Below are 16,469 nucleotides of genomic sequence, written 5' to 3'. Positions count from 1 at the left end.
GAGATCCGCGACGGGTTCGTGCTGACGTGTCAGTGTCATCCGGTGAGCGACAAGGTCGTCGTCAGTTACGACGAACGTTGAGCCGGGCACTTTCCTGGCTTGGGTGCGAAGTGGCTTCGCGTAACGGCCGTCGCCGCTTTCGGCCGTTTCGCGATCCGCTTACACTAGGGGCCGCTCATCGATCGGGACATCGGTTTCCGGTCGGCGAGCGGCCTCTTTTCGTTACAGCAGCTGGCGTCACAGCAAACCCTTGCCCATGAGCACGATTCACCTCACCAACGGCGACGTCGCCGCCGAGTCGCTGCGTACCGCGCTGGCGCAGGCCGGCAGCGACGATCGCGTGCAGCCGTTGCGGGACGATCTGGCGGTCGGCCCGTTACGCGACGTTGACGACGCTCAGCCCATGCGCGCCGACTTTTGGGCACGCGTCACCGCCGACACGCAACGCGACTTCGCGCGCGAGTTCCGCGCACAGACCGCGGTGCTCGACGGCCTCGTCAGCGACACTGCGAATCTCGTCGTGTGGCACGGCGAAAGCTCGTCCGATCAGCTGATGCTGCGCCGCGTCTGCTACCTGGTGCGCAACAGCCCGCAGCGTTTGCACGAAGTGCATCTGTCGATCGCCGACCTCACCGACCGCCAAGCGTGGGCGCACACCCGCAAGGATCGCGCGACGTCGGTCGGCATGTTTCCGCCGGACGTGCTACAGACGCATCTGCCGGACGCCGCGCCGATTTCGGTGCTGCGCATCAGTCGGCTCGCGCTCGAATGGCAGGAGGTCAAGCAGGCGAACGGCGAGACGCGGCGCTGGCGCGACAACACCTTCACGAGCAGCAGCTTCGCCGAACTCGACGCGCTGATCCTCGAACGCGCAACCGACGACTGGCAGCCCGCGGCGCGGGTCGCCGCCTACGTCATGACCGCCGAGCTGTGGTTCCTCGTCAGCGACAGCATCGTACTGTGGCGCATGCGCGAACTCGCGGCGCTGCGGCGCATCCGCCTGCGCGGCGACGCGAACGAATGGCGCTCGCTCGAACTGCGCGCGGCAACCGCCCCCTGCTCACCCTAATAAGATAAGAACAGACCAATATGGCCCGCACCCGAGCCCCAGACCACGAAACCCAACGCGAGCAGATTCTCGAACTGGCCGCCGCGAAGTTCGCGCAGACCAGCTATCCCAGCACGTCGATGGCCGATCTTGCCGCGGCGAGCGGCACCTCGAAGGCGCGTCTCTATCACTATTACGAGAGCAAGGAAGCGATCCTGTTCGACCTGCTCGATCGCTACACGAAGCGGCTGATGCTGATCATCGCCGAGGTGGAAGGCTCGAGCCAGCGGCGCGAACTCAGCGAGCGCGAAACCTTCGCGGAGCTGATCCGCGCGTTCCTGTCCGAGTATGAGACGTCGCACAGCCGGCACGTCGCGCTGTTGAACGACGTCAAGTATCTGGTCGATTCGCAGCGAGAGATCATCCTCAACCGCCAGCGCGACGTGGTCGCCGCATTCGCGCGGCAGCTCGCGCGCGCCTACCCCGAACGCGCGACACGCGACAACCAGACCGCGCTGACGATGATGGTGTTCGGCATGATCAACTGGACCTTCACATGGCTGAAGCCGGACGGCCGCATGGGCTACCGCGAGTTCGCCGAGCAGGTGGTCGGCATGGTCGAGCATGGTCTCGGGACGGCGCCGCTCAAGTGAGAAGACGGTCCGACCCGATCGCCGCCCGTGCCCGGGATGACGCACAGCAACAACATTCAGACGAAATAGGCTCGTCCAAGGAATGCATGCGGCATCGTGTCTCGAACGGGCGTTCATTTTGAATTTTTCTTTTAAATCAATTATTTAAATTTAGGGCTGCAGCATTCCAGGTATTGGCCTCGGTTTTTGATACGGGTTTTCCCTAGTGAAGAGTCTGGGTTTCCGCTAAAATCGGTTTTGCGGTGCACAACACCGCCTGATTAAAAGGAGAACCCGACCATGAACACGCTGACCCATCGCACCGCCGAGCCGATCTCGTTGAACGATCGTGCGTCGTTGTCTGCCGGACGCGCGCACGTTCTGGTCCGTGAACTCACTGCTGCTGACCGCGAACGCCTGCTCACGCACTTTCTCGCGCTCGACGAAGACGACCGCCTGCTGCGCTTCGGCCAGGTCGTGCCGAACCACGTGATCGAAAACTACGTGCGCGCGATCGACTTCACGCGCGACACGGTGTTCGGCGTGTTCAACAGCAAGCTGGAACTGAGCGGCGTCGGCCATCTGGCCTACCTGCCGGCCGAAGGCAACAAGCGCACCGCCGAATTCGGCGTCTCGGTGCTCGAAAGCGCACGCGGCATCGGTATTGGCTCGAAGCTGTTCGAGCGCGCGGCGATCCGCAGCCGCAACACGCATGTGACGACGCTTTACATCCACTGCCTGTCGCGCAATTCGACCATGATGCACATCGCCAGGAAGGCCGGCATGAAGATCGAGTACGCGTACGGCGAAGCCGACGCCTATCTGACGCTGTCGCCGGCCGATCAGTCGAGCATCCTCGCGGAAATGCTGCAGGAGCAGGCCGCCGTGTTCGACTACGCACTCAAGCGCCACGCGCGCCAGGCATCGCGACTGTTCGAGTCGTTCATGCCGGTGGCTGTCGCTGCCTGAATAATCGCTACGGGGAAATGAGAAGGGGGCGGCGGCAAGGTCGCCCTTTTTTCTATCGGGAACCAGGCCAACGCCACGCACAGGCCGTTGCGCAAGAAGGCTACAAAATTGGCAGCGCGGTCGTTTCCTTGATCTTTTCGAGTGAAAAGCTCGATTTCACGTCGATCACCGACGGATGCCGCAGCAACTGGTCCTGCACGAAGCGCGAAAAGTGCGCCATGTCCTCCACCTGGACGCGCAACAGATAATCCATCTCACCCGTCATCGCGTGACACGCGACCACCTCAGGCCACGTCTGCACGGCCGCGCCGAACAGGTCGGCGTGCGTGGCCTCGCCGTGCGGACTGAACGCGCGACCGCCGCCCTTCTCCAGCCGCACGCTGACATACGCGAGCAGGTCGAGCCCGAGACGTTGCGCGTCGAGCAGCGCGACGTAGCCGCGGATCACGCCGCTTTCCTCGAGCCGGCGAATCCGCCGCAGGCACGGACTCGGCGACAGATTGATCCGTTCCGCAATCTCCTGATTCGACAGCCGGCCGTTCTCCTGAAGGATGGCCAGAATGCGCCGATCGATCGCGTCTAACTCGTTATTAGCCATGTTCTGCCACGTATCGCTTGAATAGAGCCACAAACTGGCTCAAGCGTAGCGACGCGCGATTAAGTTCGCAAGTTTTTGCCTGCATCACAGTTCTACACTTGCTCTATCCGGTCGCACTCAGCCGACCGTCCCGCGCGCGCACCACCGGCGCATCACGGCACCCCTCTTGCATGGGATTGGAGACAGACAATGCAGGTATCAACCTGGGAAAATCCGGTCGGCACCGACGGCTTCGAATTCATCGAATACACGGCGCCGGACCCGAAAGCGCTCGGCAAGCTGTTTGAGCGCATGGGCTTCACGCCCGTCGCGCGGCATCGTCACAAGGACGTGACGCTGTATCGGCAGGGCGACATCAACTTCATCGTCAACGCGGAGAAGCATTCGTTCGCGCAGCGCTTCGCGCGCTTGCATGGCCCGTCGATCTGCGCGATCGCGTTTCGCGTGCAGGACGCCGCGAAGGCCTACGCCCAGGCGCTCGAAAAAGGCGCGTGGGGCTTCGACAACAAGACCGGCCCGATGGAGCTGAACATCCCGGCGATCAAGGGCATCGGCGATTCGCTGATCTATTTCGTCGACCGCTGGCGCGGCAAGAACGGCGCGGCGCCGAACAGCATCGGCGACATCGACATTTACGACGTCGACTTCGAGCCGATTCCCGGCGCGAACCCGAACCCGGTCGGCCACGGCCTGACCTATATCGATCACCTGACACACAACGTCCATCGCGGCCGCATGCAGGAATGGGCCGAGTTCTACGAGCGCCTGTTCAATTTCCGCGAGGTGCGCTACTTCGACATCGAGGGCAAGGTGACGGGCGTGAAGTCGAAGGCGATGACCTCGCCGTGCGGCAAGATCCGCATTCCGATCAACGAGGAAGGCTCGGACACGGCCGGCCAGATCCAGGAATATCTGGACGCGTACCATGGCGAAGGCATCCAGCACATCGCGCTCGGTAGCGGCGACATCTACCGCACGGTCGACGGCCTGCGTGCGTCGAACATTTCGCTGCTCGACACGATCGACACGTACTACGAACTCGTCGACCGGCGCGTGCCGAATCATGGCGAGCCGCTCGAGGAGCTGCGCAAGCGCAAGATCCTGATCGACGGCGCGCCGGACGACCTGCTGCTGCAGATCTTCACCGAAAACCAGATCGGCCCGATCTTCTTCGAGATCATTCAGCGCAAGGGCAACCAGGGCTTCGGCGAGGGCAATTTCAAGGCGCTGTTCGAATCGATCGAACTCGACCAGATTCGCCGCGGCGTCGTGCAGGACAAGGCCTGATCACAATGACTCGCGCGTCATCGGCGTGCGGATGAAAAAAGGGCGAGGATCGCAGGATCCTCGCCCTTTTTCGTTGCTACGCCGCCGCTCACGTCGGAACGGCGGCCGATCGTCATAAGACGCGCGCGACGCGGCACGTCATGAATTCTGCCGGTACTCGTCGTTGCCGATCGAACCGTCGATCCGGCTCGTCCCCGGTCGCGCCGGCGCGACCTTCGCGGTGCGGATGATCGCGTTCGACAGTGCCCCCGTGCTGCCCGGATTCGACCGCATCGGCGCGCTCATCGCGAAAAAGGCGGCGGAAACCATCAGAAAGGTCTGGATGTTTCGTGTGTTCATGCGTACTCCTTTTCTAACTGCCCTGCTGTCCTGAAGCTGCGCAGAATGCGCAGCGTTCGGCATCGCTCGCAGGTCGGGGTTAGACAGTGGTTTTCACTGCGGTTCCGCAGATTTGTAGGTTTTACAGCTTGTTACATGCGAGATCTCCAGATAAGCCTATCCCGCTTGGAATTCATCGCGAACTGCGCACAACGCGTCGGTAACTTGCCGCGAAGCCGGCTCAAATCAGACCGTACGAAGGCGCTTTTTGATCTGCTGCGGCGGGTTTCCACCAGTGCTACCATCGCTTAAAACCCGTCAATATGACGACCCCGGCCCCAGCATTCACAAGATGCCGGGGGCCAGAAAAGTTTTGGTGATCCCAAGCTGCAGTGGAGGAGTACACATAATGAATGCCCCGCTAGACGCAGGTCAGCGAGCCTCGCTCGAAGCCGCGTTGTCTTCCGTCACGCTCGACGACAAATACACCCTCGATCGCGGCCGCGCGTACATGAGCGGCATCCAGGCGCTGGTGCGTCTGCCGATGCTGCAGCAGGAACGCGACCGCGCCGCCGGCCTCAACACCGCCGGCTTTATCTCCGGCTACCGCGGTTCTCCGCTCGGCGGACTCGACCAGTCGCTGTGGAAGGCGAAAAAGCATCTGTCCGCGCATCAGGTCGTGTTCCAGCCCGGCGTCAACGAAGACCTCGCGGCCACCGCCGTGTGGGGTTCGCAGCAGGTCAACCTGTACCCGAGCGCCAAATACGACGGCGTGTTTTCGATGTGGTACGGCAAGGGCCCAGGCGTCGACCGTTCCGGCGACGTCTTCAAGCACGGCAACTCGGCCGGCTCGTCGCGGCACGGCGGCGTACTCGTGCTCGCCGGCGATGATCACGCGGCCAAATCCTCGACACTCGCGCACCAGTCCGAACACGTCTTCAAGGCGTGCGGACTGCCGGTGCTGTTTCCGTCGAACGTGCAGGAATATCTGGACTTCGGCCTGCACGGCTGGGCAATGAGCCGCTATTCGGGCCTCTGGGTCGCGATGAAGTGCGTGACCGACGTGGTCGAATCGTCCGCATCGGTCGATATCGACCCGCACCGCACGCAGATCATCCTGCCCGAAGACTTCGTGATGCCCGACGGCGGCTTGAACATCCGCTGGCCCGATCCGCCGCTCGTGCAGGAAGCGCGTCTGCTCGACTACAAGTGGTATGCGGGCCTCGCCTACGTGCGCGCGAACAAACTCGACCGCGTCGAAATCGATTCGCCGCATGCGCGCTTCGGCATCATGACCGGCGGCAAGGCTTATCTCGACGTGCGTCAGGCGCTGACCGACCTCGGTCTGGACGACGAAACCTGCTCGCGCATCGGCATCCGGCTGTACAAGGTCGGCTGCGTATGGCCGCTCGAAGCGCAAGGCGCGCAGGCGTTCGCGCGCGGTCTCGACGAAATTCTGGTGGTCGAGGAAAAGCGCCAAATCCTCGAATACGCGATCAAGGAAGAGCTGTACAACTGGCCCGACGCGCAGCGCCCGCGCGTGTTCGGCAAGTTCGACGAAAAGGACGGTGCCGGCGGCGAATGGTCGGTGCCGATGGGCAACTGGCTGCTGCCGGCGCATTACGAGCTGTCGCCCGCGATCATCGCGAAGGCGATCGCCACGCGACTCGACAAGTTCGATCTGCCGTCGGACGTGCGCGCCCGCATCGCCGCGCGCATCACGGTGATCGAAGCGAAGGAAAAGGCGCTCGCGCGGCCGCGCGTGGAAGTCGAGCGCAAGCCGTGGTTCTGCTCGGGCTGCCCGCATAATACGTCGACCAACGTGCCCGAAGGCTCGCGCGCGATGGCCGGCATCGGCTGTCACTACATGACGGTCTGGATGGACCGCAGCACCAGCACGTTCAGCCAGATGGGCGGCGAAGGCGTCGCGTGGATCGGCCAGGCGCCGTTCACGAACGACAAGCACGTGTTCGCCAATCTCGGCGACGGCACCTACTTCCACTCCGGGCTGCTCGCGATTCGCGCGGCGATCGCGTCGAAAGCGAACATCACCTACAAGCTGCTGTACAACGACGCGGTCGCGATGACGGGCGGCCAGCCGGTCGACGGCGTGCTGACCGTGCCGCAGATCACCCACCAGCTCGCCGCCGAAGGCGCGGCGAAAATCGTCATCGTCACCGATGAGCCGGAGAAGTACGCGGCGAACGTCGGCCTCGCGCCCGGCGTCGACATTCATCACCGCGACCAGCTCGACGACGTGCAGCGCCAGCTACGCGAGGTGCCGGGCACCACGATCCTGATCTACGACCAGACCTGCGCGACCGAAAAGCGCCGTCGCAGGAAGCGCGGAGCGTATCCCGATCCGGCGCGGCGTGTCGTGATCAACGAGGCGGTATGCGAAGGCTGTGGCGATTGCTCGGTGAAGTCGAACTGCCTGTCGGTCGAACCGCTCGACACCGAGTTCGGCACGAAGCGCCAGATCAACCAGTCGACCTGCAACAAGGACTTCTCGTGCGTGAATGGCTTCTGCCCGAGCTTCGTCTCCGTTGAAGGCGGCCAGTTGCGCAAGCCGAAGGCGGCCTCGGGCGCCGGCGCCGAAATGCCGCCGGTGCCGGATCCCGAGTTGCCGTCCATCGAGCGTCCGTACGGCGTGCTGGTGACGGGCGTCGGCGGCACCGGCGTCGTCACGATCGGCGCGCTGCTCGGCATGGCCGCGCATCTCGAGAGCAAGGGCGTCACCGTGCTCGACGTCACCGGCCTCGCGCAGAAGGGCGGCGCCGTGATGAGCCACGTGCAGATCGCGAACCAGCCCGCCGACATCCACGCGACCCGCATCGCGATGGGCGAAGCGAGCCTCGTGATCGGCTGCGACGCGATCGTGACCGCCAGCGACGAATGCGTATCGCGCATCCACGCGGATCGCACGCGCGTGGTGCTGAACAGCGCGCACACGCCGACCGCCGAGCTGATCAAGAACCCGAACTGGCGCTTCCCCGGCACCAGCACCGAAGCCGACGTACGCGCCGCGGCCGGCGACGACAACGTCTCGACCGTCGACGCGAATCACTTCGCGGTCGCGCTGCTCGGCGACGCGATCTACACGAACCCGTTCGTGCTCGGCTACGCGTGGCAGCGCGGTTGGGTGCCGCTCACGCACGAGTCGCTGGTTCGCGCGATCGAGCTGAACAACGTGCAGGTGGAGAAAAACCTGGCGGCGTTCGAATGGGGCCGGCGTGCCGCGCACGATCCGTCCGCGGTGCGCAAGCTCGCGCAAGCGCAGGGACGCGGCGCCCCGGCCGACAGCGCAAACGGCAAGATCATCGCACTGCATATGCCGAAGGCGCTCGACACGCTGATCGACAAACGCGCCGACTATCTGACTGCGTGGCAGAACCGTGCGTATGCCGACCGTTATCGCGCGCTGGTATCGCAGGTGCGGGCCGCGGAAGAAGCGCTCGATTCCGCCGACGGCCAAATGCCGCTCACTGAGGCGGTCGCGAAGAATCTGCACAAGCTGATGGCGTACAAGGACGAATACGAAGTCGCGCGTCTGTACAGCGACCCGGCGTTCATCGAAAAACTGAACGCAACGTTCGAAGGCGACTGGAAGCTGCATCTGCATCTCGCGCCGCCGACGCTATCGAAGAAGGACTCGCACGGCCACCTGGTGAAGAAGAAGTACGGCCCGTGGATGTTCCGCGCGATGCACGTGCTCGCGAAGCTCAAGTTCCTGCGCGGCACCGGGTTCGACGTGTTCGGCAACACCGAGGAGCGTCGCACCGAGCGCGCGCTGATCGGCGAATACGAGGCATTGGTGCGCGAGCTGATCGGCGGGCTGACTTCGCAGAAACGCGATCTCGCGGTCGAACTCGCGAATCTGCCCGACGGCATCCGCGGTTATGGGCACGTCAAGGAGAACAACCTGAAAGGCGTGCGCATCAAGTGGAACGAGTTGCTCACGCGTTGGCGTTCGCCGGATGCGGGCAAGGCGGCACACGCGGCTTGATCGACTCTGGCAGCTGAACTGAAAAGCGGCGGTCTTCACGGACCGCCGCTTTTTTTTCGAGCCGCAATAAAAAAACGCTACGGAACCGGAGTTCCGCAGCGTTTTTGCCGAGGCCGTCGCGCGCGCGTTACCGCCGCGCCCGCGTCGCGCTTACTCGATGCAGATTACTTCGCGTTCACCGACTTGCGCGCGTTCGCCGAAGCAACCGCCGTCATGTTGATGATCCGGCGCACGGTCGCGGCCGGCGTCAGGATATGCACCGGCTTTTCCGCGCCGAGCAGGAACGGGCCGACCGTCACGCCCTCGCCGCCCACGACCTTCAGCAGGTTGTACGCGATGTTCGCCGCTTCGACGTTCGGCATGATCAGCAGGTTCGCTTCGCCGGCGAGCGTCGTGCCCGGGAACGCGGCCTTGCGGATCGTCTCCGACAGTGCCGCGTCGCCGTGCATTTCACCGTCGATTTCGAGCGACGGCGCGCGTTCCGTGATCAGCTTGCGCGCCGCGGCCATGCGCTGCGACGACGACGACGGCGCGCTGCCGAAGTTCGAGTTCGACAGCAGCGCGACCTTCGGCGTGATGCCGAACTTCTCGATTTCGCGCGCGGCGAGCATCGTCATGTCGGCTAGTTGCTCGGACGTCGGCACTTCGTTCACGTACGTATCGCAGATGAACAGATTGCGGCCCGGCAGCATCAGCAGGTTCATCGCGGCGAAGTTCTCGACGTCGTCGGCCTTGCCGAGCACCTGCTCGATGAAGTTCAGGTGCGTGTGGTACTGGCCGATCATGCCGCAGATCATGCCGTCCGCATCGCCGAGATGCACGAGGATCGCACCGATCAACGTGTTGAACTTACGCATCGCGGCCTTCGCGACGTCCGGCGTCACGCCTTCGCGCGCGCCGAGTTCGTGATACGCCTGCCAGCTCTTCTGATAGCGCGGATCGTCTTCCGGATTGACGATCTCGACATCTTCGCTGCACTTGAGCTTCGAGCCCATCTTCTTCAGACGCATCTCGATCACCGACGGACGGCCGACCAGGATCGGCTTGGCGATCTTTTCCAGCAGCACGAACTGTGCGGCGCGCAGCACACGCTCGTCTTCGCCTTCCGCGAACACGATGCGCGCCGGCGCCGACTTCGCGGCCGCGAACACCGGACGCATCACCATGCCGGTGCGATAGACGGTCGTGCCGAGCTGTTCGCGATACGCGTCCATGTCCTGGATCGGCCGGGTCGCGACGCCCGAATCCATCGCGGCCTGAGCGACGGCCGGCGCGATCTTGATGATCAGGCGCGGATCGAACGGCTTCGGAATCAGGTATTCGGGACCGAATTCGAGCGAGTGGCCTTCGTAGGCCTTCGCGACTTCATCGCCCTGGTCGGTTTCCTCGGCCAGCTCGGCGATCGCGCGCACGCACGCGAGCTTCATTTCTTCGGTGATCGTCGTTGCGCCGACGTCGAGCGCGCCGCGGAAGATGAACGGGAAGCACAGCACGTTGTTGACCTGGTTCGGATAGTCCGAACGGCCGGTCGCGATGATGCAGTCCGGGCGCACCTTGCGCGCTTCTTCCGGACGGATTTCCGGCTCGGGGTTCGCGAGCGCGAGAATCAGCGGCTGCGTGCCCATTTCGGCGACCATCTCCGGCTTCAGCACGCCGGCGCTCGAGCAGCCGAGGAACACGTCGGCGCCGCGGATCGCATCGGCGAGCGAGCGCGCTTCGGTGTGCGCCGCATAACGCTCCTTCGACGGATCGAGGTTGCCGCGCCCTTCGTAGATCACGCCTTTCGAGTCGGTGACGAGAATGTTCTTCTTCGACAGGCCGAGATTGACGAGCAGATCCAGACACGCAATCGCCGCCGCGCCCGCGCCCGAGCAAACCAGCTTCACTTCGTCGAGCTTCTTGCCGACCACCTTGAGGCCGTTCAGGATGGCCGCCGACGCGATGATCGCGGTGCCGTGCTGATCGTCGTGGAAGACCGGAATCTTCATACGTTCGCGCAGCTTCTTCTCGATGTAGAAGCACTCGGGCGCCTTGATGTCTTCGAGGTTGATGCCGCCCAGCGTGGGCTCGAGCATCGCGATCGCCTCGACGAGCTTGTCCGGATCGGATTCGGAGAGTTCGATGTCGAACACGTCGATGCCCGCGAACTTCTTGAACAGACACCCCTTGCCTTCCATCACCGGCTTCGCGGCGAGCGGGCCGATATTGCCGAGGCCGAGCACCGCGGTCCCGTTCGTGATCACGCCGACCAGGTTACCGCGCGACGTGTACTTCTGCGCGTCGAGCGGTTCGTCGTAAATCGCCATACAGGCTGCGGCCACACCCGGCGAATACGCGAGCGACAAATCCAGCTGGTTCGACAGCGGCTTGGTGGGCGTCACCGAAATCTTGCCTGGTTTCGGATTCTGGTGATATGCGAGAGCGCTTTGCTTGAGTTGTTCGTCCATTTCTAGGCCTGCGAGACGTAAGTGATTGGGCCCGGTGCCCCACACCATTGCAGCGCTTTCATCTGTCGGATGGATAGCCGACCGAGGCGGTTTTCGCACGCGCCCGGTTAGGCGCGATGGCTTACCTCGACGAAGACGGGACGATGTGGAGTGCTTCGCGGGTCGATCAGTGTACACCCCGGATGTGTCGATGCACTGAGTGGTTAACAGGACTCGCCATTAGCGAAACAGACGCTGTGGTTGCCACGTCGCTATAGCCCGATCGTGCTTTTTTCCCCGCGCGACAAGGCGTTATGCGCGGCGCATGGTCCGCGCATTCGCGGGATTCGAAGCGATCGAACGAGGTGCCGCGTCGACGCGCTCAACTCAGTCGAGTTCGACGCCGCGTCGCTCAGGAATCAGAAACAGTGTGGCGAAGATGTCGAGCAGGTAAATCGACGCCAGCAGCGCGAGCGCCGCGCCGAACGAGTAGCGCGCCGCCAACGCGCCCACGACGATCGGACCAAAGCCGCCCACCGCGCGGCCCGTGTTGAACAGCACGTTTTGCGCAGTGGCGCGCGCATCGGTTGGATAGAGCTCCGAAATCAGCGCACCGTAGCCGCCGATCATGCCGTTGACGAACACCCCCATCGCCGCGCCGCCGATCAGCAACGCCATCGGTGTCGTCAGTTGCGCATACACGAACACCATCACCACGGCGCCCGCCTGGTAGAACAGAAACGTCGGCTTGCGGCCAAAGCGGTCGGCCGCAACGCCGAACAGCCAGATGCCGGCCGCCATGCCGAGAATCGTCGCGGCGGTCCACAGCCCCGATCTGGTCAGCGAATAGCCGAAGGTCTTCGACAGATAGCTGGGCAGCCAGATCATCAGCCCGTAGTAGCCGAAGTTCTGCACCGAGCACAGGATCGTGACGCCGAGGCTCGCGCGCGTCGTGCGTGCATCGGCGAACAGCAGTTTCAGCGGCAGCTTGCGCATGCCGCGCGCGACGCGCTGGTTGAAAAGCGCCGGCTCCTCGACGCGGCGTCGCACGAAGAACGACACGACCGCCGGCAGCAGCCCGAGCGCGAACATGCCGCGCCAGCCGATCAGCGGCAGCAGGAGCGGCGTCAGCAGCGCGGCCGCCAGCACGCCAGCTTGCCAGCCCAGCCCGACATACGACGACACCCGCGCCCGCTGCGACGCCGGCCACGCTTCGGCGACCAGCGTCATACCGATGCCGAATTCACCGCCCAGCCCGATGCCGGCGATGGTCCGATAGATCAGCAGGTCCGTGTAGCCTTGCGCCAGCGCGCACAGGCCAGTGAACACCGCGAAGATCAGGATCGTCCACGTCAGCATGCGCACGCGCCCGAAATAGTCGCTGAGCACGCCGAACAGCACGCCGCCCGCGACTGCCCCGATCAGCGTCCATGTGACCAGCGCGCCGGCCTGCGACGAGCTCAGATGCAGGTCGGCGGCGATCACCGGCAGCATGAAGCCGAGGATCAGCAGATCGAAGCCGTCCATCGCGTAGCCCAGCACCGACGCGAGCAGCGCGCGGCCCGCATAGCCCGGTTTGACGGCTGGGCGGGTCTCGGTGGCGGAGGCAGAGGCGGGTGGAGCGGCGTTCATTGAAAGCATTCCGTAGGTCTGAAGGCGGCTGCGTGAGTGCCGCCCGGGAAAGTCGCGTGAGTGTAAAGGCGGCCTCAACCGGTCACAAGACGATGCGCGCACCGAAGCGCCCGCCGGCCGCGCCGCTGCGCGCGACGGCCTCCTCGGGGCGACTCATTTCAGGTAAAATAGCCGCCCACGCGCGCAGCAAAAGCCGGTCTGTGTTCTTCCCCCGGCCGCGTATACCGCCCTGCGCCGCCCAGCATGGCGCGGCATACTCCGCTTGCTGCGCCACCGGGCCCGGCGCCCGCTTGCCCGGCGCCCGCTTCTCCCCCGCTCACTCCGAAGGATCCGCCCATGACAGGCTTCGATCGCCAGACGATCTCCGACACTACCGCCAAGATGCTGCTCGAAGTGCAAGCAGTGCATTTCAACGCGGAGAAACCGTATATTTTCACGTCCGGCTGGGCGAGCCCGGTGTATATCGACTGCCGCAAGCTGATCTCGTATCCGCGCGTGCGCCGCGGCCTGATGGAAATGGCCGAAGCGACGATCCTGCGCGACGTCGGCTATGAGCAGATCGACGCGGTCGCCGGCGGCGAAACCGCGGGCATCCCGTTCGCAGCATGGCTGTCCGACCGCCTGATGGTGCCGATGCAGTACGTGCGCAAGAAGCCGAAGGGTTTCGGCCGCAACGCGCAGATCGAAGGTCTGTTGACCGAAGGCCAGCGCGTGCTGCTCGTCGAAGACCTGACGACCGACAGCCGCAGCAAGATCAACTTCATCAACGCGCTGCGCACCGCCGGCGCGACGGTGAACCACTGCTTCGTGCTGTTCCACTACAACATCTTCAAGGAAAGCGTGTCGGTGCTGAAAGACATCGACGTCGATCTGCACGCGCTCGCCACCTGGTGGGACGTGCTGCGCGTCGCGAAGCAAAACAACTACTTCGACACGAAGACGATCGACGAAGTGGAGAAATTCCTGCATGCGCCGGCCGAGTGGTCCGCTGCGCATGGCGGCGCAACGTCTACGCCGCAATAAGGCCGTCCCGGTAAAGCAGTGACAATAAAAGCGTAACTGCTTTATGCGAGTTGAATGAAAAAGCCGCCTGTTGCAAAGCAGGCGGCTTTTTTATTGCCGATTATTCAGCGGACAAAACGAGGCGCGAATTCAGGACTCGTTCGCGATGTCATTACGCGAGTTCGACGACAGATTCAGCAAACCGTTGCTCTGCGCATACTGGAATAGTTGGGAGTCGCGATCGATTCCGAGCTTGCGCATGGCCGCGTTTTTCTGCGTGCTGATCGTCTTGATGCTGCGATTCAAACGCTCCGAGATTTCCTTGATCGTCAAACCCGAGACGAACAGGCGCACGACTTCGAGTTCGCGCCGCGACAGCATCGAGTCGTCGCGCTTGCCGACCGAATTGACCCGCAACCCATCGAGCACGGCCTTCACCGACGGACTCATATAGGTCATGCGACGGCCGACGTACTGTACCGCAAGCGCAATATGGCTCAGGTCGTCCGATTTGTTGACGACCGACGTCACGCCAAGCTCCCTGAGCCGTTTGAGCAGCGCGGCGTTCTCGAGCATGGTGAGCACGACGATAGGCAGGTTCGGGAAATTGCGGCGCAAATAATCGATGAGTTGCAAGCCATCGCCGTACTGGCCGCCCGGCATGGCCAGATCGGTGACGAGCACGTCGCATTCGGTGGACTGCAATATTTTGACGAGTTCAGTGGACTGTCTCGCGCGCCCAACGACTTGCATGCCGGGAAACTTGAGCAGCGCGTGTTCGGCGCCGAACAGAATAACCGGATGATCATCTGCCACCACGACCCTGAGTGAAACTCGCATCGTCCTCCTCTGGACCGATATACCGGCCTCCACAACTTCCAACACTTATTTCGACGCTCGCAATTCAAACGAGTCAAATGCAGCCAGGGTCGCGCGACATCGGCTGCCACTATAGCTGAATTCCTATCTGCTAATTCCGCGAGACGCGAACATATTGCGTCGCAGAGCTAATCAGCGCTGATGTTAGACTTGATTCGACCTTGGGGCACAATTCAGGACAACGACCATCGCGAGGACCCGCGCCTCGCGCCCTGACAGGAGAACCGGCATATGCGCATGCGTTGCCTGGTTGTTTCGCTGACTTCATCTAGGCGGCACCGATCGCTCGCCGTCGGCGCGATGCTCGCGCTATCCGCGGCGCATAGCGCCGTTGCGCGGGCCGACGGGGTATTCACGCTGACGAGCGCGAACGTGCGCGCGGGCGGCGCCGTGCAGAATGCGCAGGTGTTCGACCAGAACGACTGCAAGGGCGCCAACCATTCACCGCAGCTCTCATGGCGCGACGCGCCGGCCGGCACGCGTGGCTTCGCGGTCACGATGTTCGACGAGGACGCGCCGGGCCGCGGCTGGTGGCATTGGGCGGTCGCGGGCATCCCGGCCACGGTCGACAGCCTGCCCGAGAATGCGAGCTCATCCGGTTTCCTGCACAAGCTCGGCGCGGTCGAAGCGCGCAACGACTTCGATACCGACGGCTACGGCGGCCCCTGCCCGCCGCCCGGCAAACCGCATCGCTATATCATCACCGTGTACGCGCTGAACTCGGCCGATCTGCGTCTCGCGCAAGGACGTCCCGCGTTGATGTTCGATCACGAGATCGGCACGGCCACGATCGGCAGCGCGCGGCTGGTGGTCAATTACGGGCGCTAGCGGCTGCCATCGCGGCCATCATGGCGCGCTTGCCGCGCCGCCTCGCCCTGCTCGTGCCGTTCACCTCCCCGATTGCTTTGCTGGAGCACTCAATGTCGAAGATCGTCATCGTTTATCACAGCGGCTACGGTCACACGAAGAAGGTCGCCGAAGCCGTGCTCGCGGGCGCGCTCGAAGCCGGTGCGCAGGCGAAGATGATGGCGGTCGGCGACCTCGACGACGCGTCGTGGGACGAACTCGCCGCCGCCGACGCACTGATCTTCGGCGCGCCGACCTACATGGGCGGCCCGTCGGCCGACTTCAAGAAGTTCGCCGACGCGAGCTCGAAGCCGTGGTTCGGCCAGGCGTGGAAAGACAAGATCGCGGCCGGCTTCACGAACTCGGCGACGATGAACGGCGACAAGTTCTCGACGATCCAATACTTCGTCACGCTGGCGATGCAGCACAGCATGATCTGGGCGGGCACCGGCATGATGCCGTCGAACACGAAGGCCGCGACGCGCAACGATCTGAACTTCGTCGGCGGCTTTACCGGACTGCTCACGCAATCGGCGGCCGATGCGTCGCCCGAAGAAGCACCGCCGCCGGGCGATCTCGAAACCGCGCGCCTGTTCGGCGCGCGCATCGCGGGCGTGACCGCGCGATGGATCGCGCCGCGCGGGTAGCCGCGCGTGGCTAATGGCTGAACGGCTCGGGAATAACGTCCCGACGCATCTGTGGTTCATCTTCAGTCATCAGCCCGCTTTCGCCACGCAACAGGTCACGCCGATGTCACGTTGCGCGCGCATCGTCGTTTTTTCGCGCTGCACCGCACGGTCGCGGCGATGAAGTCTTAAAATAACGT

At 63.6% G+C, this 16,469-nt stretch carries 13 protein-coding genes; 8 read left to right on the top strand and 5 right to left on the bottom strand.

Features of this window, described 5'->3' with window-relative positions:
- Positions 1–256: 256 nt before the first annotated feature.
- The 3 genes from EVC45_RS37790 to EVC45_RS37780 all read left to right on the top strand — a co-directional run bounded on the left by EVC45_RS37790 (position 257) and on the right by EVC45_RS37780 (position 2,649).
- Positions 257–1,069: a DUF1835 domain-containing protein gene (locus EVC45_RS37790; RefSeq protein ID WP_129963222.1), complete on the top strand. Its 813-nt coding sequence runs from the start codon at positions 257–259 to the stop codon at positions 1,067–1,069.
- Between the two features lie 20 nt (positions 1,070–1,089).
- Entirely contained in the window at positions 1,090–1,701 is a 612-nt protein-coding gene (locus tag EVC45_RS37785) for a TetR/AcrR family transcriptional regulator (RefSeq protein WP_129963221.1), read from the top strand.
- Positions 1,702–1,980: 279 nt separating this feature from the next.
- Positions 1,981–2,649 (top strand): GNAT family N-acetyltransferase, encoded by a 669-nt coding sequence (locus EVC45_RS37780; protein WP_129963220.1) that lies wholly within the window; start codon positions 1,981–1,983, stop codon positions 2,647–2,649.
- 100 nt (positions 2,650–2,749) lie between these two features.
- Here EVC45_RS37780 and EVC45_RS37775 read toward each other — a convergent pair whose 3' ends face one another.
- On the bottom strand, positions 2,750–3,247 hold the full coding sequence (locus tag EVC45_RS37775; RefSeq protein WP_129963219.1) for an Lrp/AsnC family transcriptional regulator: 498 nt from the start codon (positions 3,245–3,247) through the stop codon (positions 2,750–2,752).
- Between the two features lie 189 nt (positions 3,248–3,436).
- On the opposite strand from EVC45_RS37775, the gene hppD reads away from it, so the two are divergent.
- Positions 3,437–4,534 (top strand): 4-hydroxyphenylpyruvate dioxygenase, encoded by a 1,098-nt coding sequence (gene hppD, locus EVC45_RS37770; RefSeq protein ID WP_129963218.1) that lies wholly within the window; start codon positions 3,437–3,439, stop codon positions 4,532–4,534.
- Positions 4,535–4,672: 138 nt separating this feature from the next.
- Here the strand turns inward: hppD and EVC45_RS37765 are convergent, their stop codons facing one another.
- Positions 4,673–4,873: a hypothetical protein gene (locus EVC45_RS37765; protein WP_129963217.1), complete on the bottom strand. Its 201-nt coding sequence runs from the start codon at positions 4,871–4,873 to the stop codon at positions 4,673–4,675.
- Positions 4,874–5,261: 388 nt separating this feature from the next.
- On the opposite strand from EVC45_RS37765, the gene EVC45_RS37760 reads away from it, so the two are divergent.
- Entirely contained in the window at positions 5,262–8,858 is a 3,597-nt protein-coding gene (locus EVC45_RS37760; RefSeq protein ID WP_129963216.1) for an indolepyruvate ferredoxin oxidoreductase family protein, read from the top strand.
- Positions 8,859–9,022: 164 nt separating this feature from the next.
- On the opposite strand, the gene EVC45_RS37755 is transcribed toward EVC45_RS37760, so the two are convergent.
- Both EVC45_RS37755 and EVC45_RS37750 read right to left on the bottom strand, forming a co-directional pair.
- Complete coding sequence (locus EVC45_RS37755; RefSeq protein WP_129963215.1) at positions 9,023–11,305, bottom strand: NADP-dependent malic enzyme; 2,283 nt, start codon at positions 11,303–11,305, stop codon at positions 9,023–9,025.
- A 366-nt stretch (positions 11,306–11,671) separates the two neighbouring features.
- Positions 11,672–12,916 carry an MFS transporter gene (locus tag EVC45_RS37750; protein ID WP_129963214.1) on the bottom strand — a complete coding sequence of 415 codons (1,245 nt, stop codon included), beginning with the start codon at positions 12,914–12,916 and terminating at the stop codon, positions 11,672–11,674.
- Between the two features lie 336 nt (positions 12,917–13,252).
- Here EVC45_RS37750 and EVC45_RS37740 point away from each other — a divergent pair, with 336 nt between their 5' ends.
- Positions 13,253–13,939 carry an orotate phosphoribosyltransferase gene (locus tag EVC45_RS37740; RefSeq protein ID WP_018418686.1) on the top strand — a complete coding sequence of 229 codons (687 nt, stop codon included), beginning with the start codon at positions 13,253–13,255 and terminating at the stop codon, positions 13,937–13,939.
- 129 nt (positions 13,940–14,068) lie between these two features.
- Here EVC45_RS37740 and EVC45_RS37735 read toward each other — a convergent pair whose 3' ends face one another.
- Positions 14,069–14,758, bottom strand: coding sequence for a response regulator (locus EVC45_RS37735; protein WP_129963213.1), 690 nt, complete (start codon positions 14,756–14,758; stop codon positions 14,069–14,071).
- 270 nt (positions 14,759–15,028) lie between these two features.
- Here EVC45_RS37735 and EVC45_RS37730 point away from each other — a divergent pair, with 270 nt between their 5' ends.
- Complete coding sequence (locus EVC45_RS37730; RefSeq protein WP_129963212.1) at positions 15,029–15,625, top strand: YbhB/YbcL family Raf kinase inhibitor-like protein; 597 nt, start codon at positions 15,029–15,031, stop codon at positions 15,623–15,625.
- 92 nt (positions 15,626–15,717) lie between these two features.
- The gene (locus EVC45_RS37725) at positions 15,718–16,290 is read left to right on the top strand and encodes a flavodoxin family protein (protein WP_129963211.1); all 573 of its coding nucleotides are present in this window, start codon (positions 15,718–15,720) and stop codon (positions 16,288–16,290) included.
- Positions 16,291–16,469 lie beyond the last annotated feature (179 nt).

Origin of the sequence: Paraburkholderia sp. UYCP14C, from assembly GCF_004197395.1 — a bacterium.
In the GTDB taxonomy this organism is placed as follows: Bacteria; Pseudomonadota; Gammaproteobacteria; order Burkholderiales; family Burkholderiaceae; genus Paraburkholderia.
The sequence above is the reverse complement of the archived record's forward strand: the minus strand, read 5'-3'. Positions and strand labels throughout refer to the sequence as shown.

Excerpts from the sequence above, each read along its gene's own strand:
- EVC45_RS37725 (WP_129963211.1), top strand. The coding sequence starts at position 15,718 with ATGTCGAAGATCGTCATCGTTTATCACAGCGGCTACGGTCACACGAAG.
- EVC45_RS37735 (WP_129963213.1), bottom strand. The coding sequence starts at position 14,758 with ATGCGAGTTTCACTCAGGGTCGTGGTGGCAGATGATCATCCGGTTATT.
- hppD (WP_129963218.1), top strand. The coding sequence starts at position 3,437 with ATGCAGGTATCAACCTGGGAAAATCCGGTCGGCACCGACGGCTTCGAA.
- EVC45_RS37730 (WP_129963212.1), top strand. The coding sequence starts at position 15,029 with ATGCGCATGCGTTGCCTGGTTGTTTCGCTGACTTCATCTAGGCGGCAC.
- EVC45_RS37750 (WP_129963214.1), bottom strand. The coding sequence starts at position 12,916 with ATGAACGCCGCTCCACCCGCCTCTGCCTCCGCCACCGAGACCCGCCCA.
- EVC45_RS37775 (WP_129963219.1), bottom strand. The coding sequence starts at position 3,247 with ATGGCTAATAACGAGTTAGACGCGATCGATCGGCGCATTCTGGCCATC.
- EVC45_RS37785 (WP_129963221.1), top strand. The coding sequence starts at position 1,090 with ATGGCCCGCACCCGAGCCCCAGACCACGAAACCCAACGCGAGCAGATT.
- EVC45_RS37760 (WP_129963216.1), top strand. The coding sequence starts at position 5,262 with ATGAATGCCCCGCTAGACGCAGGTCAGCGAGCCTCGCTCGAAGCCGCG.
- EVC45_RS37740 (WP_018418686.1), top strand. The coding sequence starts at position 13,253 with ATGACAGGCTTCGATCGCCAGACGATCTCCGACACTACCGCCAAGATG.
- EVC45_RS37790 (WP_129963222.1), top strand. The coding sequence starts at position 257 with ATGAGCACGATTCACCTCACCAACGGCGACGTCGCCGCCGAGTCGCTG.
- EVC45_RS37780 (WP_129963220.1), top strand. The coding sequence starts at position 1,981 with ATGAACACGCTGACCCATCGCACCGCCGAGCCGATCTCGTTGAACGAT.
- EVC45_RS37765 (WP_129963217.1), bottom strand. The coding sequence starts at position 4,873 with ATGAACACACGAAACATCCAGACCTTTCTGATGGTTTCCGCCGCCTTT.
- EVC45_RS37755 (WP_129963215.1), bottom strand. The coding sequence starts at position 11,305 with ATGGACGAACAACTCAAGCAAAGCGCTCTCGCATATCACCAGAATCCG.